Origin of the sequence: Shinella sp. H4-D48 (genome assembly GCF_022637395.1) — a bacterium.
Lineage (GTDB): Bacteria > Pseudomonadota > Alphaproteobacteria > Rhizobiales > Rhizobiaceae > Shinella > Shinella sedimenti.
Window position 1 is genome coordinate 2,452,839 of the sequence record NZ_CP093337.1, and the last position, 21,410, is coordinate 2,474,248.

Annotated in this window: 23 protein-coding genes; 12 read left to right on the forward strand and 11 right to left on the reverse strand. The window is 64.1% G+C overall.

The features are described from left to right. Positions 1 to 40: 40 nt before the first annotated feature. Positions 41 to 454, reverse strand: coding sequence for a DUF930 domain-containing protein (locus MNR02_RS12115; RefSeq protein ID WP_371746667.1), 414 nt, complete (start codon positions 452 to 454; stop codon positions 41 to 43). 163 nt (positions 455 to 617) lie between these two features. Between MNR02_RS12115 and MNR02_RS12120 the strand changes: the two genes are divergently transcribed. Beyond that, positions 618 to 1,748: an AI-2E family transporter gene (locus MNR02_RS12120; RefSeq protein ID WP_241946948.1), complete on the forward strand. Its 1,131-nt coding sequence runs from the start codon at positions 618 to 620 to the stop codon at positions 1,746 to 1,748. Between the two features lie 94 nt (positions 1,749 to 1,842). Beyond that, positions 1,843 to 3,936, forward strand: a complete 2,094-nt coding sequence (locus MNR02_RS12125) for a S9 family peptidase (RefSeq protein ID WP_241946949.1) — start codon at positions 1,843 to 1,845, stop codon at positions 3,934 to 3,936. A gap of 3 nt (positions 3,937 to 3,939) precedes the next feature. Here MNR02_RS12125 and MNR02_RS12130 read toward each other — a convergent pair whose 3' ends face one another. Together MNR02_RS12130 and choX are read right to left on the reverse strand one after the other, a co-directional pair. Continuing rightward, a complete protein-coding gene (locus MNR02_RS12130; protein ID WP_241946950.1) occupies positions 3,940 to 4,761 on the reverse strand; it encodes an alpha/beta fold hydrolase in 822 nt (273 codons plus the stop codon). After that, a complete protein-coding gene (gene choX, locus MNR02_RS12135) occupies positions 4,758 to 5,687 on the reverse strand; it encodes a choline ABC transporter substrate-binding protein (RefSeq protein ID WP_241946951.1) in 930 nt (309 codons plus the stop codon). Before choX ends, MNR02_RS12130 begins: the two co-directional genes overlap by 4 nt. Before the next feature lie 112 nt (positions 5,688 to 5,799). Between choX and betI the strand changes: the two genes are divergently transcribed. Next, positions 5,800 to 6,426 (forward strand): transcriptional regulator BetI, encoded by a 627-nt coding sequence (gene betI / locus MNR02_RS12140; RefSeq protein WP_241946952.1) that lies wholly within the window; start codon positions 5,800 to 5,802, stop codon positions 6,424 to 6,426. Here the strand turns inward: betI and MNR02_RS12145 are convergent. Then, the gene (locus MNR02_RS12145; protein ID WP_241946953.1) at positions 6,408 to 6,677 is read right to left on the reverse strand and encodes a hypothetical protein; all 270 of its coding nucleotides are present in this window, start codon (positions 6,675 to 6,677) and stop codon (positions 6,408 to 6,410) included. The genes betI and MNR02_RS12145 overlap by 19 nt on opposite strands. Positions 6,678 to 6,836: 159 nt before the next feature. Here MNR02_RS12145 and MNR02_RS12150 point away from each other — a divergent pair, with 159 nt between their 5' ends. The 7 genes from MNR02_RS12150 to MNR02_RS12180 all read left to right on the forward strand — a co-directional run bounded on the left by MNR02_RS12150 (position 6,837) and on the right by MNR02_RS12180 (position 15,199). Beyond that, positions 6,837 to 8,345 (forward strand): YdiU family protein, encoded by a 1,509-nt coding sequence (locus MNR02_RS12150; RefSeq protein ID WP_241946954.1) that lies wholly within the window; start codon positions 6,837 to 6,839, stop codon positions 8,343 to 8,345. 171 nt (positions 8,346 to 8,516) lie between these two features. Then, positions 8,517 to 10,850, forward strand: a complete 2,334-nt coding sequence (locus MNR02_RS12155) for a glucose/quinate/shikimate family membrane-bound PQQ-dependent dehydrogenase (RefSeq protein ID WP_241946955.1) — start codon at positions 8,517 to 8,519, stop codon at positions 10,848 to 10,850. Between the two features lie 116 nt (positions 10,851 to 10,966). Further along, positions 10,967 to 12,643, forward strand: coding sequence for an ABC transporter ATP-binding protein (locus MNR02_RS12160; RefSeq protein WP_241946956.1), 1,677 nt, complete (start codon positions 10,967 to 10,969; stop codon positions 12,641 to 12,643). 67 nt (positions 12,644 to 12,710) lie between these two features. Beyond that, entirely contained in the window at positions 12,711 to 13,175 is a 465-nt protein-coding gene (locus MNR02_RS12165) for a hypothetical protein (RefSeq protein ID WP_241946957.1), read from the forward strand. A 218-nt stretch (positions 13,176 to 13,393) separates the two neighbouring features. Next, positions 13,394 to 13,894, forward strand: coding sequence for a GNAT family N-acetyltransferase (locus MNR02_RS12170; protein ID WP_241946958.1), 501 nt, complete (start codon positions 13,394 to 13,396; stop codon positions 13,892 to 13,894). Positions 13,895 to 13,907: 13 nt separating this feature from the next. Beyond that, entirely contained in the window at positions 13,908 to 14,261 is a 354-nt protein-coding gene (locus tag MNR02_RS12175; protein WP_241946959.1) for a hypothetical protein, read from the forward strand. Between the two features lie 287 nt (positions 14,262 to 14,548). Beyond that, entirely contained in the window at positions 14,549 to 15,199 is a 651-nt protein-coding gene (locus MNR02_RS12180) for a pyridoxamine 5'-phosphate oxidase family protein (protein ID WP_241946960.1), read from the forward strand. A 37-nt stretch (positions 15,200 to 15,236) separates the two neighbouring features. Here the strand turns inward: MNR02_RS12180 and MNR02_RS12185 are convergent, their stop codons facing one another. From MNR02_RS12185 to MNR02_RS12210, 6 genes are all read right to left on the reverse strand, one after another. Continuing rightward, a complete protein-coding gene (locus MNR02_RS12185) occupies positions 15,237 to 15,500 on the reverse strand; it encodes a hypothetical protein (protein WP_241946961.1) in 264 nt (87 codons plus the stop codon). A gap of 50 nt (positions 15,501 to 15,550) precedes the next feature. Then, entirely contained in the window at positions 15,551 to 16,459 is a 909-nt protein-coding gene (locus tag MNR02_RS12190; protein ID WP_241946962.1) for a cytochrome c, read from the reverse strand. 120 nt (positions 16,460 to 16,579) lie between these two features. Further along, the gene (locus MNR02_RS12195; protein ID WP_241946963.1) at positions 16,580 to 17,023 is read right to left on the reverse strand and encodes a cytochrome c; all 444 of its coding nucleotides are present in this window, start codon (positions 17,021 to 17,023) and stop codon (positions 16,580 to 16,582) included. Positions 17,024 to 17,204: 181 nt separating this feature from the next. Then, positions 17,205 to 17,513 (reverse strand): type II toxin-antitoxin system RelE/ParE family toxin, encoded by a 309-nt coding sequence (locus MNR02_RS12200; RefSeq protein WP_241946964.1) that lies wholly within the window; start codon positions 17,511 to 17,513, stop codon positions 17,205 to 17,207. After that, a complete protein-coding gene (locus MNR02_RS12205) occupies positions 17,510 to 17,767 on the reverse strand; it encodes a CopG family ribbon-helix-helix protein (RefSeq protein WP_241946965.1) in 258 nt (85 codons plus the stop codon). The genes MNR02_RS12200 and MNR02_RS12205 overlap by 4 nt, the downstream gene beginning before the upstream one ends. A 118-nt stretch (positions 17,768 to 17,885) precedes the next feature. Then, complete coding sequence (locus MNR02_RS12210) at positions 17,886 to 18,488, reverse strand: superoxide dismutase (RefSeq protein ID WP_241597384.1); 603 nt, start codon at positions 18,486 to 18,488, stop codon at positions 17,886 to 17,888. A gap of 207 nt (positions 18,489 to 18,695) precedes the next feature. On the opposite strand from MNR02_RS12210, the gene MNR02_RS12215 reads away from it, so the two are divergent. Beyond that, positions 18,696 to 19,088 carry a hypothetical protein gene (locus MNR02_RS12215; RefSeq protein ID WP_241946966.1) on the forward strand — a complete coding sequence of 131 codons (393 nt, stop codon included), beginning with the start codon at positions 18,696 to 18,698 and terminating at the stop codon, positions 19,086 to 19,088. 53 nt (positions 19,089 to 19,141) lie between these two features. On the opposite strand, the gene MNR02_RS12220 is transcribed toward MNR02_RS12215, so the two are convergent. Then, positions 19,142 to 20,023 (reverse strand): branched-chain amino acid aminotransferase, encoded by an 882-nt coding sequence (locus MNR02_RS12220; RefSeq protein ID WP_241946967.1) that lies wholly within the window; start codon positions 20,021 to 20,023, stop codon positions 19,142 to 19,144. 197 nt (positions 20,024 to 20,220) lie between these two features. Here MNR02_RS12220 and MNR02_RS12225 point away from each other — a divergent pair, with 197 nt between their 5' ends. Continuing rightward, positions 20,221 to 21,261 (forward strand): zinc-dependent alcohol dehydrogenase family protein, encoded by a 1,041-nt coding sequence (locus MNR02_RS12225; protein WP_241946968.1) that lies wholly within the window; start codon positions 20,221 to 20,223, stop codon positions 21,259 to 21,261. Positions 21,262 to 21,410: the final 149 nt, after the last annotated feature.

Here is a 21,410-nt window from a genome sequence, read left to right on the forward strand (position 1 = left end):
GGGCCGGTGCGTTCAGTGCCCGCTTCTCGCGCCAGCCTCATCAATCATAGAGGTAATGGGCGGCCCATTGATCGTGCGGCACGGGCTCGCCGATCGTGTATTTGAAGGCGTTGATCTCCAGGCGGTCGGCGCTGGTCTCGCACTTGTAGGACAGGCGGTACCATTCCCCCTTGCTGCGGAACACCGCCCCCTTCGTCTTCAGCGTGGTGCCGTCGACCTTGGGATCGCCGAAAGCGTAGGCGATCACCTTGTCGGGGCGATAGCCCTCCTTGGCGCCGCTGATCTTGTCCATCGCTTCCATGTCGCACCGCTGCTCCAGCCGCTCTTCCGGATCGAGCTTTTGCAGTTCTCCGCGCACCCGCGCATCGAGCGCCATGGCAGGCGACTGGCCGACGGGCAGCAGCGCAAGCACGCACAGGGCAATTCGAAGGCCGCGGGTCTGCCGGTTCAACATTCTCACTCCTCTTTGCCTCATCGTTTTCGTTGGCTCGTTGGGGTTTGCCCGGCAATATGTCGATTTGACGACAGCCGGCAACCCACCGGAGGTTACAACGGCTTTTGCTTATGGAACATCCATCGTGCGGCGGCGTTTGTGGAGCAGACAAGGGGATCCATCCATGCACGACATGTCCGCAAAGCCAGCCGAACGCCGCCTGCTGGCAAGCAGTCTTGAAACGGAAGACGACGTCGACGACGTCTCGATAAGACGCGACGGGCTGCTGACCGCCTCATCCTGGGCGATCATCGGCATCTTTTCCATCATGGCCATGGGCATCGTCTACTTCATGGCGCCCATTCTCATTCCGTTGTCTCTGGCCGTGGTCATCGGGCTGATTTTCGGCGTCGCCGCCGAGAAGCTGAACAAGATGGGCATTCCCCCGCTGCCCGCCGCCCTCCTTCTTGCGAGCGCGTTTGCCGTGGGCCTGTTCCTCATCGCCGGCGCGCTGGCCGAGCCGATCACCCAGCTTGCAGCCAATGCACCGGAGCTGGTGCGCGATGCCTATGACCGTATCACGCCACTGTTTTCCCGTTTCGGCTGGCTCAACGTCAATCCGGCCGCCTTCGAGAGCGGACAGATGTCGATGGAGAAGGTTCTGGAAAACACCGGCAGCGTACTGAGCATCCTGTCGTCCAGCCTCACCCCTGCCCTGTTGCAGGGCATGATCTTCTTTGCCGCGCTGGTGCTGTTCCTTTCGGCGCGTCTCAAGCTGCGCCAGATGCTCATCATGGCGTTTCCCCGCCGCAGCCAGCGGCTGACGACCATCCGCATCATGAACGCGATCGATTCGGCGCTCGGCTATTACTTCGCCACCGCTGCGTTGGTCTACGGCTCGCTTGGCGTGATCACCGGCTTCATCGCCTGGTTCGGCGGGCTCGGCATGCCGGTGCTGTGGGGCCTCTTCGCCTTCATCTCCAGCTTTGTGCCTTTCCTCGGCGTGACGCTGATGACGATCGCGCTCGCCTCAGCGGGCCTTCTCACCCACGACACGATCATGATGGGGCTGATGCCGGCGCTGCTCTTCTTCCTCGTCCACCTCGCCATCGAAAACCTCGTCATGCCGGCGGTGATGGGCAAGCGGCTTGAGGTCAATGCCTTCATCGTCTTTACCGCGATCATCTTCTGGACATGGATGTGGGGGGCTGCCGGCGCCATGCTCGCGCTGCCGCTCTCGATCATCGCCAAGACCGTCGCCGACGAGCTGCGTCCCGCCAAGCGCAAGGCCGCCAAGCGCATCCTGCCGGGCTGATCAAAAACCAGGCCCCGGGCAAAAGCTTGCTTGATGCCGGGGGCATGGCTCTCTATCTCTCTGGTCCCGCCTGTCGATCCACCGGAGTGAAATCGTGTCCGTCTTCAAGAACCTGCCCGCCGCCCCGATTGCTGCCAAGAACCCGCAGGAGGATACGCGCCACGGCATCACCCGCACCGACGACTATGCCTGGTTCCGCGATGACAACTGGCAGGCCATGTTCAAGGATCCCTCGATCCTCCAGCCGGAGATCCGCGCGCATCTGGAGGCCGAGAACGCCTATATGACGGCGGCGATGGCCGATACGGAGGCCTTGCAGAAGACGCTGTTTGCCGAGATGCGCGGCCGCATCAAGGAGGACGACAGCTCCGTGCCCATGAAGGATGGCCCCTATGCCTACGGCACGGCCTATGTCACCGGTGGGGAGCAGCCGCGCTATTTCCGCGAGCCGCGCGAGGGTGGCGAGCGCGTCATCCTGCTCGACGGCGACAAGGAGGCAGCGGGCAAGGATTACTTCCGGCTGGCCGGCATCGACCATTCCACCGACCATTCCATCGGCATCTGGGGCTATGACGACAAGGGATCGGAATATTTCACGCTGAAGGTGCGCGATCTCGCGACCGGCGAGGACCGCGCCGACACGCTTTCCAACACCGGCGGCGGCGGCGTCTGGGCGCCGGATGCCCGCAGCTTCTTCTACACCGCGCTCGACGAGAACCACCGTCCCTCGAAGATCTTCCACCACATTCTCGGCGACAGGCAGGAGAACGACCGGCTGGTCTATGAGGAAAAGGACGCCGGTTTCTTCATGGGTGTCGGCGGCTCGCTGATCGACGACTTCATCTATATCGACATCCACGACCACGAGACGAGCGAATACCGGCTGCTCTCCACCAAGGACCTCACGGCCACGCCCGTTGTCGTCGCCCCGCGCCAGACGGGGCTGGAATATTCGATGACCGAGGGCGGCGACGTCTTCTATATCCTGACCAATGCCGACGGCGCGAAGGACTTCAAGATCATGGAAACGCCGGTAACGGCGCCGGGCCGTGAAAACTGGACGGAAGTCGTGCCGCACCGGCCCGGCACGCTGATCCTCAGCCATATGGCGTTCGCCCGTCATCTCGTCTGGCTGGAGCGCCACGAGGGCCTGCCGCGTATCGTCGTGCGCGACCGCAAGACCGGCGAGGAACACGCCATCGCCTTTGCCGAGGAGGCCTATTCGCTCGGCCTGTCGGGGGCGGCGGAATACGATACCGACGTCATCCGCTTTTCCTATTCGTCGATGACGACGCCCTCGCAGCTCTTCGATTACAACATGGCGACGCGCGAGCGCACGCTCCTGAAGACGCAGGAAGTGCCGTCGGGCCACAACCCCGATGACTATGTCACCCGCCGCGTCTTCGCGCCGGCCTGGGACGGCGAGAGCGTGCCGGTCACCCTGCTTTACCGCAAGGATACGCCGCTGGACGGATCGGCCCCGTGCCTGCTCTATGGCTACGGCGCCTATGGCATCACCATTCCGGCGTCCTTCAACACCAATTGCCTGTCGCTGGTCGACCGCGGCTTCGTCTATGCCATCGCCCATATCCGCGGCGGCAAGGACAAGGGTTTCGCCTGGTACCAAAACGGCAAGATGGACAAGAAGACCAATACCTTCAAGGACTTCATCGCGGCGGCGGATTATCTGAATCAGGAGAAGTTCACGTCCTACGCGAACATCGTCGCAGAAGGCGGCTCGGCCGGCGGCATGCTGATGGGCGCCATCGCCAACATGGCGCCGGAAAAGTTCGGCGGCATCATCGCGGCCGTGCCGTTCGTCGACGTGCTCAACACCATGCTGGACGACACGCTGCCACTCACCCCGCCGGAATGGCCCGAATGGGGCAATCCCATCGAGAGCAAGGATTTCTACCAGCTGATGGCGAGCTATTCGCCCTATGACAATGTCGAGGCCAAGGCCTACCCCGCGATCCTCGCGCTGTCGGGCCTGACCGACCCGCGCGTCACCTATTGGGAACCGACCAAGTGGGTGGCGAAGCTGCGCGAGAAGACGACCGGCAAGGAACCGATCCTGCTCAAGACCAATATGGGTGCGGGCCATGGCGGCGCCTCGGGCCGTTTCCAGCGGCTGGAGGAGATCGCCTTCGAATATGCCTTCGCCATCAAGGTCGCCGGCAAGATGTAAGCCTCAGAGCGGCTGCGCTGCCAGGAAATCGGTCAGCGCAGCCGCCACGAGAACCGGCGATTCCCAATGGGGATTGTGGCTGTGGCCGGCGAGGACCTCGACCGTGGCATTCGGGAAGGCATGGCGCAGGGCGGCGCGGTGCGGTTCGCCGAACAGCGAGTCCTCCTCGCCGGCCAGAAGCAGCAGAGGCGCGCGCACCGCTTCTGGTATCCGCGACAGGTTCGCGCTCTCCAGCATCGCATAGAGTGCCTGCCAGCTGGCGGCCGGCGTTGCCGCCGCCTCGCTGGCGATCCAGCGCAGGAAATCCCTATCCACCGGCCGCGCGCAAGCATGCCAGGCCTGCAGGAAAGCGCTTTGCGGATCGATGGGATCGCTGAGGGCCGCAATCTCCGCGCCGAGCGTCGTCTGTGCCAGGAGCCCGGGCGTCACGCTGCCGCAGATGCTGGCGAGCGCCGTCACCCTTGCAGGATGGCGTGCCGCAAGCACCAGCGCGGTCATCGCCCCCATCGAGTGCCCGACGACCGCGAAGCGCGCTATGCCGAGTGCATCGACCAGTTCGACCATATCGTCGGCAAAGCTTTCCAGCCTGGGCGAAGTCGTCGCGGCCGACAGGCCGTGCCCCGGCAGATCGGGCATGACGAGCCGATATCCTCGCGCGAGGTGCGATTCGATCAGCGACCAGCTGCGGCTGCTGTCGGTATAGCCGTGCAGCAGGAAGAGCGGGACATCGCCCGACCCCGCATCGATGAAGGCGAGGCTTCGGCCGTCTCGCAGGGGCAGAGCACGCTTGCGGCCGTTCCACCCCGCCTGATCGACACCACTCAAAGGCCGAACGCCTTCTTCACCGCCTCAAGGCCCGGCGCGCCATCGACCGTGGTGACGCCGGCCAGCCAGGCGTCGAGGCGCTTCGGTTCTTCACCGATCGCCTTGCGGCCGGCATCCTCGGGCGCCATGCCGTCATTCATCAGGTAGCCCATGCCTCGGTTTTCGAAATCGATGTCGAAGCTGAGGTTCTTCAAAAGCTGCGCGACGTTCGGGCACTCCGCGAGATAGCCCTTGCGGACCTGCGTAGAGACCGTGGCAGCGCCGAAATCCGGGCCGTAAAACTTGTCGCCGCCGGTGAGGTAGCGGATGTCGTAGGCGGTGTTCATCGGATGCGGTGCCCAGCCCTGAAAGACGAAGAACGTCTTCATGTCGATATGGCGGGCAAGCTCGGCCAGCATGCCCTGCTCGCTCGATTCCACGACCTCCCAGTCCGCAATGCCCAACAACGGATCGGCTATGGCATCCAGCATGAGCTGGTTGGAGCCCGGCTCAATGCCGTACATCTTCTTCTCGAACTTGTCGGCATGGGTCTTGAGATCAGCGAAATCCTTCACACCGGCATCCCAGACATAGGCGGGAACGGCGAAGGTGTATTTCGCGCCCGTCAGGTTCTGTTTGATGGTCTCGACCGAGCCGTCCTTCTCGTAAGGCGCGAAATAGGTCCGCATCGCGGGATCCCAATAGCCGAGGAAGACGTCGAGATCCTTGTTCTTCAGGCTCAGATAGATGACGTCGATGCCGAGAAGGTCGCTCTGCGTCTCGTAGCCCAGCGCATGCAGCAGCGACTGCGCGACGCCGGTCGTGAAGGCGAGGTCGTTCCAGCCGGGCTCGGCGAGGCGCACCTTGCGGCAGCTCTCCTGTTCGGCCGCCTGGGCGGCCCCGATCGTCATGAGGCATGCGGCGGCGCAGGCAATGGCGCGTTTCATCGGCGTTCCCCTTTTTGAACTTTGTCCGACTGGATCAAAGATTGACCAATGGGACAATTCTTGAACTTCACGGAAAAAATGTCAATCTTCCCGTACGAAAAGCGGGAATCACATGGCGGGAAAGCTCACGAAACTGGTCGATATCAGGCGCAGGGAACTGCGGCAGGCGGCGTTCGAGGTGCTGCAGCGCGAAGGCATGGCCGGCGCGACGCTGGAAAAGGTCGCCGCTCATGCCGGCGCCTCGAAGGGCATCGTGCTGCACTATTTCCGCAACAAGCAGGAGCTGTTCGAACAGGCGATGCGCGAGGCGAACGCCAACCTGCGCGATGCCGTGGCCGAGCGTCTCAGGCAGGCGAAGACACCGCGCGGGCGCATCGCGGCCGTGGTGGAGGGCAATTTCGACCCGCGTTTCTACCAGCCCGAAATTGCCCATGCATGGCTTGCGCTCTGCGCGGAGGTGCCGCGCGAACCACAGCTCGCCCGCATCCAGGCGGTCATTCACGCCCGCATGCATTCAAACCTCATGTCGGCACTCCGGGAATTGATGCCGGCAGAGGCGGCGCGCCGGACCGCGCTGCTGATCAGCGGCCTGATTGACGGCCTCTGGCTGCGGCACGGCCTTCAATCCGGCGGCGTGCCGCGCGAGGAAGCGCTGACGCTGATGTATGATTTCATCGACCGCCGGCTACCGGCCGACCAACCGGGCGACGGGGTACACGATCAGTCGGCGGAGCCGTAGAGCAGCGCGATATCGCGATGATGGAGCGCGCAGACAGCCCCCTCGCTCTTCACCACCGCCCGGCGGGAGTCCAGCACGATCACGCAGCCGTTGCGAAAGGCGTATTGCCGGTCGCCATTCGAAAGCTGCGTCTGGCGCGGCACCTCGTCCATGGGCCGCTCTCCGGCCGGCGCCTGCGTTGACGGCGCGCTACAGGCCGTGAGCAGGAGAATGGCAGTCATGCCGGGCAGCAGGCAGGTCAGGTTCTTCATGCAACACTCCTTTTCGACGAGGATAGGGCGGGGGCCGTGAAAGGAAAGGTGGCCTGAGGCCATCTGGGGCTGTCGCGCATGAGGCATACGGCTTCCAAGCCTTTCGTTTGCCGCCCCGACGTCCTATCTGAAGAGAAAGCGGCAAAGGATGGATGGATCATGAGCACGGCAACGACAGCACAGGCGGGCGCGACCGGCGCCCTCCCCTTTGACAACAGCTATGCACGCCTGCCGGATGCATTCTTCACGCCGGTCGATCCCACGCCGGTGGAAGCGCCGATGCTGATCGCCTTCAATCGGCCGCTCGCCGAGGAACTCGGACTCGATGCCGACAGGCTGGAACGGCATGGCGCGGGCTATTTCTCCGGCAACATTCCCCTGCCCGGCTCGCTGCCGCTCGCCATGGCTTATGCCGGGCACCAGTTCGGCCAGTTCGTGCCGCAGCTCGGCGACGGGCGCGCCATCCTGCTCGGCGAGGTGATTGACCGCAACGGAAAGCGGCGCGACATCCAGCTGAAGGGCGCCGGGCCGACGCCCTATTCGCGGCGCGGCGACGGGCGGGCGGCGCTGGGTCCGGTCCTGCGCGAATATATCATCAGCGAAGCCATGCACGCGCTCGGCATCCCGACGACGCGCGCACTCGCCGCCGTCGCGACCGGCCAGCCGGTCCATCGCGACCGGGTCCTGCCGGGCGCCGTCTTCACGCGCGTCGCCGGCAGCCATATCCGCGTCGGCACCTTCCAGTTCTTCGCCGCGCGCGGCGACACGGAGAATGTGCGCGTGTTGGCCGACCATGTCATCGACAGGCACTATCCCGAGCTCAAGGGCGCGGAAAAGCCCTATCTCGCCCTGCTCGACGCCGTCGCCGAGCGGCAGGCGTCGCTTATCGCGAAATGGCTCGGCGTCGGTTTCATTCACGGCGTGATGAACACCGACAACATGACGATCTCGGGCGAGACGATCGACTTCGGGCCCTGCGCCTTCATGGACCGCTACGACCCGCGCACCGTCTATTCCTCCATCGACCGCAACGGCCGCTATGCCTTCGGCAACCAGCCCGGCATCGGCCAATGGAACATCGCGCGGCTCGCCGAGGCCATGCTCGCCATTCTCGACGAGGACCAGGACAAGGCAGTGGAAGCCGCCAACGCCGCCGTAGGCCGCTTCATGGAGCGGTTCCAGACGCATTGGACGCGCACCATCCGCGCCAAGCTCGGCCTTGGCGACGACGCGCGCGAGGAGGATCAGGAGCTGATCCGCGAGCTTCTCGTCACGCTCTACGAGCAGAAGGCGGACTATACGCTGGCGTTTCGCGGGCTTGCCGACTGCGCGCAGGACGACGCGGCCGATCCCGCGCTCGGCGCCCTCCTCGAAGACCCGGCGGTCCTTGCCCTCTGGCTTTCCACCTGGCGGGCACGGCTGGCGCAGGACGCAACCTCGCCTGCCGCGCGCGCCGAGGCGATGCGGCGCGTCAACCCTGCCTTCATCCCGCGCAACCACAAGGTCGAGGAAGCGCTCAATGCGGCCATCGACGATGGCGATTTCTCGCTCTTTGCGGCTCTGAACGACGTGCTTGCCCGGCCCTATGAGGACCAGCCGCGCTTTGCCGCCTATGCCCTCCCGCCCGCGCCGGGCGAGGAGATCTCGGCAACGTTCTGCGGCACCTGATGGCCCTTGCGCCGCCGCCGACATGCAGTCATGGTAGCCCAGCCGTGCAATAACGCATGAGCCGGGGCATTGAATGGCCACCTTTTCGCCCTAATTCCTGACACGTCCGCTCTACGGAGCCGGACGTCATGTCGGCCGCTTTCCCGGCCGCCATCACAAATGGAGTTTCCCATGTTGCTCACGCTGACTGCCGTCCTCTTTGCCATCATCGGATTGGTACTGACGGGCGGAGGCGGATGGCTGCTGTCACTCGGCGGCAGCCCCTACTACCTCATCACCGGCCTCGCCTTCCTCGTCACGGCCTATCTCCTCCTGCGCCGCTCCAGTGCTGCGCTCTGGCTCTACGCCCTCATCGTCCTCGGCTCGCTCGGCTGGGCCATCTGGGAAGTCGGCTTCGACTGGTGGCAGCTCGGTCCGCGTGGCGGCATCATCGTGCTTCTCGGCCTGTGGCTGATGCTGCCGGCCATCCGTAGGCCGCTCGGCATTGCAAGCCCCACCGGCATCCGCTATCCGGCATCGGCCCTGCCGCTTGCCGTAGCGTCCATCGTGGCCATCGCCGTCGCAGGCTATTCCATGACGCAGGATCCGCATGACCTTGCGGGTGAACTGCCGACGAACGTGGTCAATGCGACGCCGGCGCTCGGTGGCAACGTGCCGGCCGGGGAATGGCATCAGTATGGCCGCACCCCCTTCGGCCAGCGCTATTCTCCGCTCGACCAGATCAACACGGAAAACGTCAACACGCTGAAGGTCGCCTGGCAGTACCAGACGGGCGACGTGAAGCTGCCCGACGATGTCGGCGAGACCACCTACCAGGTGACGCCGCTCAAGATCGGCGACACGCTCTATATGTGCACGCCGCATAACTGGGCGATCGCGATCGACGCGGCGACCGGCAAGGAAAAGTGGAAATACGATTCCAACTCCGGCATGAACTCCGACCGCCAGCACCAGACCTGCCGCGGCGTGACCTACTACGCCGATCCGGTCGCGACGGCGGGCACGACGTGCGCCACACGCGTCTACCTGCCGACCTCCGACGCCCGGCTGATCGCGCTCGACGCTGAGACCGGCGATGTCTGCACCAGCTTCGCCGAAAACGGCGTGCTGCGTCTCGAACAGGGCATGCCGTACAATCCGGCCGGCTACTACTATTCGACATCGCCGCCCGTCATCACCGACGAAAAGATCATCATCGGCGGTGCGGTCAACGACAACTATTCCATCCATTCGCAATCGGGCGTCATTCGCGCCTTCGACGTGAAAACCGGCGCGCTGATCTGGAACTGGGATTCGGGCAATCCGGATGTCACCACGCCGCTGCCGGAGGGTCAGGTCTATACGGTCAACTCGCCGAATTCCTGGTCCGTCTTCAGCTATGACGACGCGCTCGGCCTCGTCTATATCCCGCTCGGCAACCGCGTGCCCGACCAGCTCGGCATGGGCCGCAGCGAGCATGTCGAAAAATACTCGTCCTCCATCGTGGCGCTCGACATCAAGACCGGTGCCGTGCGCTGGGTGCGCCAGACCGTGCATCACGATCTCTGGGACATGGACGTGCCGGCGCAGCCCGCGCTGATCGACATCACAAAGGACGGCGCGACCATTCCGGCGCTTGTCGGCCCCACCAAGCAGGGTGACATCTACGTGCTGGACCGCCGCAACGGCGACCCGCTCATTGGCATCAAGGAAATCCCCGCACCAACGGGTGCGATCCCGGAGGATTTCACTGCCCCGACGCAGCCGATCTCCGACCTCACCTTCTCGCCGCCGCCTTTGACGGAAAAGAACATGTGGGGCATCAGCATGTTCGACCAGCTAAAGTGCCGCATCGACTTCCTGTCGCTCAAGTATGAGGGCCGCTACACGCCGCCGTCGCTGCAGGGCACGCTCGTCTATCCCGGCAATTTCGGCACGTTCAACTGGGGCTCGGTCGCGGTTGACCCGGAACGGCAGGTGATGTTCGGCATGCCGACCTACCTCGCCTTCACCTCGCGCCTTGTGCCGCGTGACCAGATCCCGCCGAAGGGCGAGGACGAGAAGGCATCCGAACAGGGCCTCAACCGCAACGAGGGCGCGCCCTACGGCGTGTTCATGGGTCCTTTCCTCGGCCCGCTCGGCATTCCGTGCCAGGCGCCGCCGTGGGGCTATGTCGCTGGCGCCGACCTCGCGAGCGGCAAGATCGCCTACAAGCACAAGAACGGCACCGTCATGGACATGACCCCGCTGCCGCTGCCCTTCAAGGTCGGCGTACCCGGCATCGGCGGGCCGATCATCACCAAGGGCGGCGTCGCCTTCCTGGGTGCGGCCGTGGACGATTACATCCGCGCCTATGACGTGACGACCGGCCGCGAGCTCTGGGAAGGCCGCCTTCCAGCCGGCGGACAGGCAACGCCCATGACCTACACGGTCGGCGAGAAGCAATATGTGCTAATCGTCGCCGGTGGCCACGGCTCCGTCGGCACCAAGCCTGGCGACTACGTCATCGCCTATACGCTGCCGTAAGACACACGAACGGGTGGCCCGGCGGCCGCTCCTCGCGATCACAGAAGGCCGGCGCAGGGTTGCTTCCCCGCGCCGGCCTTTTCATTATGCGGCCTCCAATCCTCGGGAGATTCGCCATGAACGACGACTGGCGGCTGATCGCCGCGCCGGTGAGGATCATCCTTGCGAACTACTGGCGCGCCTCGCGCGGGCTTCTCGCTCTCGTGTGCCTGATCGTCTTCCTGTCGGCCGTGTCGTCCGTGGCCGCGCCTTACCTGTTTTCGCGCCTCGTCGATACCATGACGGCCGACCGCATGGCCGCCATGCTGGCTTTCGGTTTTGCTCTTTACGCGCTGCTCATCGGTGCGAGTGCGGCACTGCAGAACATGGTGCAATACCTCTCTTTCATGAGCGCGCAGAACCTCAGCTTCATCGCCAGCACCAGCCTGTTCGAAAGACTGCTTCGCAAACGCGCCCTCTTCTTCGCCGAACACAATCCGGCCGAGATCGAAAGCGCGGGCCGGCGTGGCGAAAGCGCGATGATGACGCTGGTGCAGCTCGCCCTCATCGTCTTCGTTCCCGGTACGACCCAGATCGTGCTTTCGCTCGCCATGCTCGGCGCGGCCATCAATCTCGAGGTCGTGCTCGTTGTCATCGCCTATGGCGGCGCGTTCATCACGCTGACGGCCATCGCCAATCACAGCACGCGCCGCTATCTCGATGCGGCCATCGAAGCCGGCCAGGAGAATGCCAAATTCATCGGCAATGCCATGACGGCGATGGAGACGCTGCGTCACTTCGGCAGCCAGGACTGGATGCAGGCGCGCTTTTCCGGCAAGGCGCGCGAGGAGCGCGACAACTGGACGACCTTCTGCCGCCGGCGCATCGGATATTCCTCGCTGATGGGCGCGGGGCTCGCCGCACAGTTCCTCATCACCTTCGTCCTGCTTCTGCCGCGCTATCAGGCGGGAGAGCTCACGGTCGGCGACCTCGTTCTGTTCAACACGCTGCTGCTCCAGCTCAACCAGCCCTTCGAGATGATCGGCCACGCGATCGACGATCTGGTGCGGGCACGCGCCTCGCTCCTGCCGCTCGCCCGCATCTGGGCTGCGCCGGAAGAGACGGATGCGGCAACGCCGGGCGGATTTTCTGCCGGCGATGGCCGCCTCGCCTTCGAGGCCGTCTCGTTTTCCCATGACAACGGCCGGGGCGTGGCCAATGTCAGTTTCACCGCCGAACGTGGCAGGATCACCTATCTCGTAGGGGAAACCGGTTCCGGCAAATCGACGCTGCTGCGGCTGGCGCTGAAATCGCTCGCGCCGACATCGGGGCGGATCAGTGTCGACGGGAGCGATCTGGCGACCATCTCGCAGCGCGACTGGTATGCCGCGATCGGCATCGTGCCGCAGGAGCCGACGCTGCTCAACGACACGCTCGCCACCAATATCGTGCTCGGCCGGTCGCTGGATCCAGCGAAGCTGCGGCGCGCGGTGGAGAAGGCGGCGATCCTGCCCTTCATCGAAGGGCTGCCCGACGGCTTCGAGACGATGGCGGGCGAGCGCGGCATGAAGCTCTCGGGCGGGGAACGCCAGCGTATCGCGATTGCCCGCGCGCTCTATGCCGATCCGCAGTTCCTCTTCCTCGATGAGGCAAGTTCGGCGCTGGACGAGGTGACGGAGGCGGAAATCATGCGCCATGTGCGCAGCCTTGCCGGCGAAGTGACGATCCTTGCCGTCACCCATCGCAAGAGCGTTATCGCGCCCGATGACCACGTGGTTCACCTGACCGGCGGGCATCTCGACGCGAGCGCCTGACCGAAAGCTTCGCAAAAGCTGCGCCGCCTAACCATGCTCCCGAGACATTTTTCAGGGAGTCCTTTTCATGAAGATCGACAGCAATTCGCTTTCCGCCTATGCGCTCGCCCGCCAGCAGCGCGCCCCCTCCGGCGACGCCGGCATTCCGCCCGGCTTGAGCAACGGGAACGGCAATGGGGGACGCAACATCCCGACCGTCGAAACGTCCGCCTCCTCCATGCCCTCCGGCCTCGCCAACGCCCTTTGGCTGAACGCGTCCAAGCAGGACAAGCTGCAAGAGGAAAGCGAGAAAGTGCTGACGGAATTCCTCGATCTATCGAAGATGACGGCGATCGAGCGCCTGCGCAAGGAACTGCTCGAGGAGATGGGCCTGACCGAGGACAGCCTCGCCCAGCTGCCGCCGGAAGAACGATCGGCAATCAACGAGCAGATCCGCCAGGCCATCAAGCAACGCCTCGGGGTCGACGAGACGGCACAGGCCGGCGCAGCGGACGGGCAAGCCGCCGCCGGCACGAAGGAAGCGGAGGCCTGACCAGCCTCCGCTTCGACTTCCCGTCGCGGCGAGAAAGGCGATTGACAAACGGCGCGAATTCGAGAATATCGCGTCCATGATCAAGAGTACGCACATCGCCGCGACGTATTTTTGGCTGTTCCGATAAGGAGCGGCTGTCTGATCATGTCAACAAGCCGCCATCAGGCGGCTTTGTTGTTTTAACGCTCCTGATGGCACTGAACCCGAGGGAGCCCGAAATGCAAAACACCGTCATCAAGCTCGAACCGCATGCCGTCGAACGTCCGGCGATGCTGAACATCCGCGCCGCCCGCCAGGGCGATCTGCAGCAGATCCTCGACATGATCGCGCTGCATGCCGAATGCCATGGCGACACGGCGAAGATTTCCGCCGCCGATCTCGACCGCGACCTCTTCGGCGTGCATCCCTGGATCACTGCGCTCGTTGCCGAAGCCGGCGGACGCCTGATTGGCTACGCCCTGCTCGTGCCGATGTACCGCGCCGGCGATGGCGTGCGCGGCATGGAACTGCACCAGATCTTCGTGCGCAAGGACCATCGCGGACAGGGCATCGGCCGCCACCTCGTGTCGCGCGCCCGCGACCATGCCCGCATTGCCGGCTGCGGCTACCTCTCCGTCAGCGCAGCAACCGGCAATTTCGGCGCGCACCGCTTCTACGAACACATGAATTTCCGCGCAGGCCCCGTGACGGGCATGCGCTATGTGCAGGCGCTCGGCTGACATCTGCCCCAAGATGACCACGCGATCGGCGATCGTGCTGACGGAGGGCTATGCCGACTGGGAGTGCGGGCTCCTGATGGCGACGGCCCGCCATGCGCTGGGCGCAGAAACTCTCGTGCTGACGCCCGGCGGCCATGACGTGACCTCGCTCGGCGACGTTTGCGTTCGCGCGTCGGGCAAGGCGGAAGATGCCGAACCCGACGATCTCGACGCGCTGGGCTTGTGTGGCGCCACGATCTGGGAGAGCGGCGACGCACCCGACCTTTCGGCGCCTGTCCGCCGCTTCGTGGCGGCCGGCCTTGGCTCGTCCGGCCTGGTCGATTATCTCGACATGTATGGCAACGAGCACCGGGCGGCGGCAGGCTGAGAACACGGGGCGAACAGCCCTGCTCCGCCGCACAGGGGGCAGTCGTCGTTCACACCGGCTTCGAACTGTTTCTCGCACCTGCCCGCATGCCTCTCGTTCTTCCCCGGGCACGCCACCATCCCTCGCTCCCGCTTTCGATCGAGACAAACCACGTTGATCCGGCGCACATATTCCTATAATGATTTTCTGATGTACGTACGTCATTTTTGACGCCATCGAGAAAGGCGTTGGATATGGCTTGTGCGTGGGGACAGAAATCAGAATGAAAACAGCCTGGGAGGCGGATCATGACGACGTTGGAACTCAATCCCGATTTCATCATCGCGGATGAACAAGAACTGCGGGGCCTGTTTGCGCCCACGCACGATCTTGCCGTGCAGAAGTGCCGGAATTCACTGGGGGAACATGCCCAAGCGTTCATCCGGCGCTCGCCGTTCCTGTGCATCGGCTCCCAGGGCCCGGACGGGAGGGGCGATGTCAGCCCGCGTGGCGACCCGCCGGGCTTCGTGACGATCCTGGACGATCGCACACTCGCAATCCCGGATCGTCCCGGCAACAACCGGCTGGACACACTGAGCAACATCATCGTCAATCCGACGGTGGGGCTCTTGTTCATCATCCCCGGTTTCGAGGACACGTTGCGCGTCAACGGGCGGGCCACCCTCACCCGCGATCCGGCACTCCTCGAAAGCATGGCCGTCGCTGGCCGTGCGCCGAAGCTCGCAATCGTCGTCACCATCAGCGAGGTCTTCCTGCACTGCGCCAAGGCATTCCGACGCTCCCGCCTATGGAGTGCCGAGCATTTCCAGGACCGCAGCGAGATGCCCTCGCTCATCAAAATGATCCTTGACGACACGACCGGCGCGCCGACCGACAAGGACGAGATGCAGAGGATGGATGACGGGCTGGAAGAGGACTATCGCCGCAGCATGTATTAGTCCGCGCCAGCCGCTGCTATGCGGGCGGCGGCCTGGTTCAGCGAAACCAGTAATCCTGAACGATGAGCCCGACCAGCACGGCCGGCGTCATCGCCGCGCTGATACAATAGGCGATATAGGCCGGTCCCGCCCAGCGGTCACCGCGCCGGGCGTGCGCCTTCAGAATACGCACCACAAGATAGAGATTGGTGAAGCCTCCGTACCATGTCGGCCTGCCCTCGGTCTCGCCGCGGGCGAGATAGCGTGCATAGTGGAAAGGCACGGCAGAGAAGACTAGGCCGACGACAATGGCGGTACTCACCTACCAAGGCATGCGTCATCTCTCCGCGCGATCGTCACGCTCCACCATCCCTAACGCGCCGGGATCGCCTTGAGATAGGCCGCGATAGCGTCGCGGTCTTCCTTGGGCAGTTGCGCCATGTTCTTCTGCACCGAGACCATCGAGCCGCCGACGCTGTCGAAATCCGGCGTGAAGCCGGTTTCGAGATAGTTGGCGATATCGCCGGCGCTCCAGCTGCCGAAGCCGCCTTCGGCCGGCGTGATGTTGGGGATGCGCCCCTCGCCTTCCGGATTGGGCCCGCCGGCCAGCCACTGGTCGATCTTCAGACCGCCCAGCACGTCGCGCGGCGTGTGGCATTCGCCGCAATGGCCGGGGCCTTCCACGAGATACTGGCCGTGTTTCACCGTCTGGTCGGCATTGGCGAGTTCCACCCGCGGCGCCTCGTTGAGATAGAGGAACTTCCAGCCGCCGAGCGCCAAGCGGATATTGAACGGGAACGGCAGCTCATGGCCCGGCGCGACATTGCCGCTCTTGGGCAGCGTCTTCAGGTAGCCGTAGAGATCGTTGATATCCTTCACCGTCATGCGCGAATAGGAGGCGTAGGGAAAGGACGGATAGAGATGCTCGCCGTTGCGGCCCGTGCCGCGCTTCATAGCGTCGCCGAATTCGGCGAGCGTCCAGGCGCCGATGCCGGCCGTCTCATCGGGCGTGATATTGGGCGCGTGGAAGGTGCCGAAAGGGCTTTTCAGCGCCATGCCGCCGGCGAGAACCAGCTTCTGGTCGTCGGCCGCACCCGGCGCCGCATGACAGCTCACGCAGCCGCCGGCATGGAAGATACGCTCACCATTGGTAAGGTCCGGCGCGCCGGCAGCGGCCCAGGCTTCCGCCGGCACGCGCTGCGGGGCGGTGATGAACAGAAACGCACCCGCGCCAATCGCGCCAAGCACGACAATGCCGCCGATGATCTTCTTGAAAGCCATGAGCCATTTCCTCTCGCCGGTGGCGGGATCGCCGCCCGCAACCTCAGACCATGAAACACCGCCCCGGCGGCCGGCGCCGGGACAGTGTTGCGTCTCCTGGGGGATAGTCGGGTCTACCGCTTACTTCTTGACGCGGTAGACCTCATGACAGCCACCGCAATTGGGACCGATCGTGCCCAGCGCCGTGCCGACCGCCGCCTGATCCGCGGGCAGGTTCGCCAGCACCGCATCGGCATCCGCGCCGAACTTGGCGGCCTTCGCCTTGAAGTCGTCCATCTGCTCCCAGATCTTCGGGCTCGCTTCCGTATCATGCCCGGTTTCGGAGCCGGCCGGGAACTGATCCGGGAACGCCTTGGCGACTTCGCTCATCGTGGTGAGCGATGCCTTCACGACGTCGGCGTCATAGGGCTTCTCGCCCTTGGCGATGCCCGACAGCGCGCCCATGGCGCCGCCGACCTTCTTCATCATCTGCGCGCGGACGACTTGCGGCTCATCCGCCGCGACCACGGCGCTGGCGCCGATGATAGCGAGCGCGGCCGCCGTCGCCAAAATCCTGAACTTCATCGCGTTCTCCCGATAGTTGGCGGCCGGTTGATTCCGCGCCGCCCGTTTACGATGCAGCGGCATGATGGCATTTTGCGAACCGCATGAAAGTAAAATCTTTTTGACGGCGCAAATACTGCGGGATCGCCCGGTCGCCCGCTGTCGCCAACGGACTGATGCGGCAATTTGGATCAAGTGAAAGCTAATCGGGCCATTGCCTCTGCGGCCAATCACGTGCGGTGTGGATGACACGCAGGACGAATAGGGTTTCACGCCCCTCCAGCACCCCGATGCTGTAAGCGATGACATAGGGGAGCCGGTGCACGGATTTCTCGTAGGTTCCGCCGACACGACCGGGCCGGCCAGTGGCACCCTCGCCCAGCAGCCGCGCCGCGGTATCGATACGGTCGGCGACGTCGCGTGCGGTCGCGGGATTGTCCGCCGCGATGTACCGCACTTGCTGTTTCAGGTCATCAAGGGCCGCACGCGACCACCGGACGGCCCGCTTCACGGCTCGTCACGCTCCGCCGTGTCAATCACAGCCTTCAGTTCCGCCATGGCGTCATCATGTGCGACCGTACGGCGGCCTGCGACATCGTCGACGCCCGCATTGATACCGTCGACGATGGCCAGTTCACGCGCGACGTAAGCCTCGACCGCTTCGGCCGCAAGGAAAGAGCGACTGCGCCGCGTATCGGCCGCAAGCCTGTCGAGCCGTTCCTTCAGGTCTTCGCTGACCCGTATAGTCATCGTTGTGGTGCTCATGCGTATCACCTGTGCTGATATGTACACATTCTAGCACATCCTGCTTGGTTTCACAGACCAAACAAAAAGCCCCGGCCGTTTCCGACCGGGGCTTTTTGAAATCAGCAAACCGCGTGAATTACTTCGTGGCGGCTTCGTAGCGCTCCAGGACGTAGTCCCAGTTGATCAGGCTGTCGACGAAGGCTTCGAGGTACTTCGGGCGGGCGTTGCGGTAGTCGATGTAGTAGGAGTGTTCCCACACGTCGACGCCGAGGATCGGCTCTGCGCCGTGTACCAGCGGGTTTTCGCCGTTCGGGGTCTTGGAGATGGCGAGCTTGCCGTCCTTGACGGAAAGCCAGGCCCAGCCCGAACCGAACTGCGTGGTGCCGGCAGCGACGAAATCGGCCTTGAACTTGTCATAGCCGCCGAGATCGCTGTCGATGGCCTTCTGAAGTGCGCCCGGCAGGCTCTTGCCGCCGCCGCCCTTCTTCATCCACTTCCAGAAATGGACGTGGTTGTAGTGCTGGCCGGCATTGTTGAAGAGGCCCTGGTTGGTGCCGTAGGACTTCTTGACGATCTCTTCGAGCGAGAGGTCGGCGAGGCCGGCTTCTTCCGCCAGCTTGTTGCCGTTGTCGACATAGGCCTTGTGGTGCTTGTCGTGGTGATATTCGAGCGTTTCGCGCGACATGAAGGGCGCGAGCGCTTCGTAATCATAGGGAAGCGGCGGAAGTTCGAAAGCCATGGTGATGTCTCCTCTTGGCGACGGAATTTTTCAAGGAAATCCGTGAGCGGAACATAGGAGCGGCAACCGGAAGAGGCAACCCGCCCGGCTCCCAAATTTTCCTGACCTTCGACAAAATCCTTTCGTTTTTGCGTGTCAGATCAACGATGAAGCGGAACGAATTCCGATTCGGGACATTTTGCCCCTCACCGCAACACGGAGCCTGCCATGCGCGCCCTTCCCCTTGCCATGATCACCCTTTCTCTCACCGCCCCGCTCGCGCACGCCTCCTCGCCCGAGGCCTGGGAGGAATTCCGCGCGGATGTGGAGAAGAGCTGCCTGGCCAGCCTGCCGGAAGCGCTGGGAACGCCCACCGTCTTCGTCGAGCCGACCGGCACGGAATCCTACGGCATCGCCGCCATCGAGGGGTTGTCGCCGGAGGCCAAAAGCCAGATCACCTATGTCTGCATCTACGACAAGCAGAAGAAGACGGTTGAGATGTCACCGCCGATCACCGCGGATTTCCTGCATGTCGTGCGCGAAAGCGAGCGCGCCGCAGCAGCCGAGAAAAAGGCCGAGACCGGCGACAACACCACGCAGGACCCCACCGGGCAGGAATGACCGCCAGACATCTGCGTGCGGCAGAGCCGGTCTTTCGACCGGCTCTTGTCATTTCAGGCATCGCCGTTGGAATGCGCCCAGTCGAAATAGAGATCGCGGGCCTTGGCGGTGATGGGGCCGGGCTGGAGGTCGCGGTCATCAAGGCGGGTGACAGGCACGACCTTGGAATAGTTGCCGGAGGTGAAGATCTCGTCGGCCGCCTGGAAGTCGGCCAGCGTCAGCGCGGTCTCCACGACGTCAAAGCCCGCTTCCCGCAGCAGGTTGATCACCCGCGACCGTGTGATGCCGGCAAGGAAAGTGCGGTTGGAGGCCGGCGTGAAGACGACGCCGTCGCGCACCATGAAAATGTTGGACGATGCGGTTTCGGCGACATTGCCCAGCATGTCGCGCACCAGCGCATTGTCGAAGCCGCGCTTGCGGGCCTCCACCAGCATGCGGGCATTGTTCGGGTAGAGGCAGCCGGCCTTGGCATCCGTCGGCATGCATTCCAGCGTCGGGCGGCGGAAGGGCGAAACGGTGAGCGACGAGGCCGCCTTCGGATCGCCCATCGGCGCCTCGAACAGGCAAAGCGCGAAGCGGGTCGATTCCGCATCGGGCGCCACGACGCTGAACGAACCGTGCTCGGCCCAGTACATCGGCTTGATGTAAACAGCCGTCTTGCCGTCGAACCGCTTCACGCCTTCCCACGACAGCGCCTCGATCTCCTCGGCCGGCACTGTCGCCTTGAGGCCCAACGCCTCGGCAGAGCGGTTGACGCGCTGGCAATGCAGGTCGAGGTCGGGCGCGATGCCGTCGAACCAGCGTGCACCGTCGAATACGGTCGAGCCGAGCCACATGGCATGCGAGGTGGGGCCGATAAGTGGCGGGTTGCCCGAAATCCATTCGCCGTCCACGAAGGTCCAGGTCATCGAGCGCGGTGAGGTATCGACTGGCATTTTCAAAAACTCCTTTTCGCCCATCAAGGCCTTGCCGGCCGGGCCGGTCAAGCCCGCCTGACTTCGGCCCGCCTGACTTCGGACAGAGCGGGCCGCTTGTCCATTCAAGATGTTGAATAGGTGCATCAGGTCTTATCATGGGTGACGCGATTGAGAGGCCGCGGGCCGCATGCGATAGAGGGCAAAAGGAGACAGCCATGCGCGCCATGTATTTCGAAGCCTTCGAAGCCACGCCCGATGTCCGCAACCTGCCGGACCCGACGCCCACGGAGGGCGGCGTGGTGATCAAGGTGGAGGCGACGGGCCTGTGCCGCAGCGACTGGCATGGCTGGATGGGGCATGACCCCGATATCAGGCTGCCGCATGTGCCGGGCCATGAGCTTGCCGGCACGGTCATGGCCGTCGGCAAGGGCGTGCGCCGCTTCCGCGAAGGCCAGCGCGTGACGGTGCCATTCGTCTCCGGCTGCGGCCATTGCGGTGAGTGCCGCGCCGGCAACCAGCAGGTTTGCGAAGAGCAGTTCCAGCCGGGCTTCACCCATTGGGGCTCGTTTGCCGAATATGTCGCGATCGACTACGCCGACCAGAACCTCGTGCACCTGCCCGAGGCTATCGACTATGCCACCGCCGCCAGCCTCGGCTGCCGTTTCGCCACGTCCTTCCGTGCCGTGGTGGACCAGGCGCGCGTGACGGGCGGCGAGTGGGTGGCGGTGCACGGCTGCGGCGGCGTCGGCCTGTCGGCGATCATGGTCGCAGCGGCGCTTGGCGCAAACCCTGTCGCCATCGACATTTCAGACGAGAAGCTCGACTTCGCGCGCAAGATGGGCGCGGTCGCCACCATCAACGCCAGGGACGTGGCCGATGTCGCGGAAGCCGTGCGCGATATCACCGGCGGTGGCGCGCATGCCTCCGTCGATGCGCTCGGCTCGCCCGTCACCTGCTTCAATTCCATCAAGAACCTGCGCCGCCGCGGCCGCCATGTGCAGGTCGGGCTGATGCTGGCAGACCATGCCGCACCGCAGATTCCGATGGCCCAGGTTATCGGCCACGAGCTGGAAATCTACGGCAGCCACGGCATGCAGGCCTGGCGCTACGACGCCATGCTCGCCATGATCGAAAGCGGCAAGCTCGCCCCGCAAAACCTGATCGGCCGCCATATCAGCCTCGACGAGGCCGTGCCGGCGCTGATGGCCATGGACAAGGCCACCGAACTCGGCATCAGCGTGATCACGCGGTTTTAACGGGGGGCCGCGCGCGTCCCCGATTTCGGTATCAAAATTATTCATCGGAGCGATATCCGGGCCGTGATGGATTTCCCGGCCCCGCGACAATAGCGTTATCGTTCGAACACTAGCCGCCAGATCTCACCGGAATGCCGCTTCGTCGTGAT

Bases quoted from the DNA above. Each gene is read 5' to 3' on its own strand.
- MNR02_RS12115 (WP_371746667.1), bottom strand. From the start codon at position 454: ATGTTGAACCGGCAGACCCGCGGCCTTCGAATTGCCCTGTGCGTGCTT.
- MNR02_RS12120 (WP_241946948.1), top strand. From the start codon at position 618: ATGCACGACATGTCCGCAAAGCCAGCCGAACGCCGCCTGCTGGCAAGC.
- choX (WP_241946951.1), bottom strand. From the start codon at position 5,687: ATGAAACGCGCCATTGCCTGCGCCGCCGCATGCCTCATGACGATCGGG.
- betI (WP_241946952.1), top strand. From the start codon at position 5,800: ATGGCGGGAAAGCTCACGAAACTGGTCGATATCAGGCGCAGGGAACTG.
- MNR02_RS12145 (WP_241946953.1), bottom strand. From the start codon at position 6,677: ATGAAGAACCTGACCTGCCTGCTGCCCGGCATGACTGCCATTCTCCTG.
- MNR02_RS12150 (WP_241946954.1), top strand. From the start codon at position 6,837: ATGAGCACGGCAACGACAGCACAGGCGGGCGCGACCGGCGCCCTCCCC.
- MNR02_RS12155 (WP_241946955.1), top strand. From the start codon at position 8,517: ATGTTGCTCACGCTGACTGCCGTCCTCTTTGCCATCATCGGATTGGTA.
- MNR02_RS12160 (WP_241946956.1), top strand. From the start codon at position 10,967: ATGAACGACGACTGGCGGCTGATCGCCGCGCCGGTGAGGATCATCCTT.
- MNR02_RS12165 (WP_241946957.1), top strand. From the start codon at position 12,711: ATGAAGATCGACAGCAATTCGCTTTCCGCCTATGCGCTCGCCCGCCAG.
- MNR02_RS12170 (WP_241946958.1), top strand. From the start codon at position 13,394: ATGCAAAACACCGTCATCAAGCTCGAACCGCATGCCGTCGAACGTCCG.
- MNR02_RS12175 (WP_241946959.1), top strand. From the start codon at position 13,908: ATGACCACGCGATCGGCGATCGTGCTGACGGAGGGCTATGCCGACTGG.
- MNR02_RS12180 (WP_241946960.1), top strand. From the start codon at position 14,549: ATGACGACGTTGGAACTCAATCCCGATTTCATCATCGCGGATGAACAA.
- MNR02_RS12190 (WP_241946962.1), bottom strand. From the start codon at position 16,459: ATGGCTTTCAAGAAGATCATCGGCGGCATTGTCGTGCTTGGCGCGATT.
- MNR02_RS12195 (WP_241946963.1), bottom strand. From the start codon at position 17,023: ATGAAGTTCAGGATTTTGGCGACGGCGGCCGCGCTCGCTATCATCGGC.
- MNR02_RS12205 (WP_241946965.1), bottom strand. From the start codon at position 17,767: ATGAGCACCACAACGATGACTATACGGGTCAGCGAAGACCTGAAGGAA.
- MNR02_RS12210 (WP_241597384.1), bottom strand. From the start codon at position 18,488: ATGGCTTTCGAACTTCCGCCGCTTCCCTATGATTACGAAGCGCTCGCG.
- MNR02_RS12215 (WP_241946966.1), top strand. From the start codon at position 18,696: ATGCGCGCCCTTCCCCTTGCCATGATCACCCTTTCTCTCACCGCCCCG.
- MNR02_RS12220 (WP_241946967.1), bottom strand. From the start codon at position 20,023: ATGCCAGTCGATACCTCACCGCGCTCGATGACCTGGACCTTCGTGGAC.
- MNR02_RS12225 (WP_241946968.1), top strand. From the start codon at position 20,221: ATGCGCGCCATGTATTTCGAAGCCTTCGAAGCCACGCCCGATGTCCGC.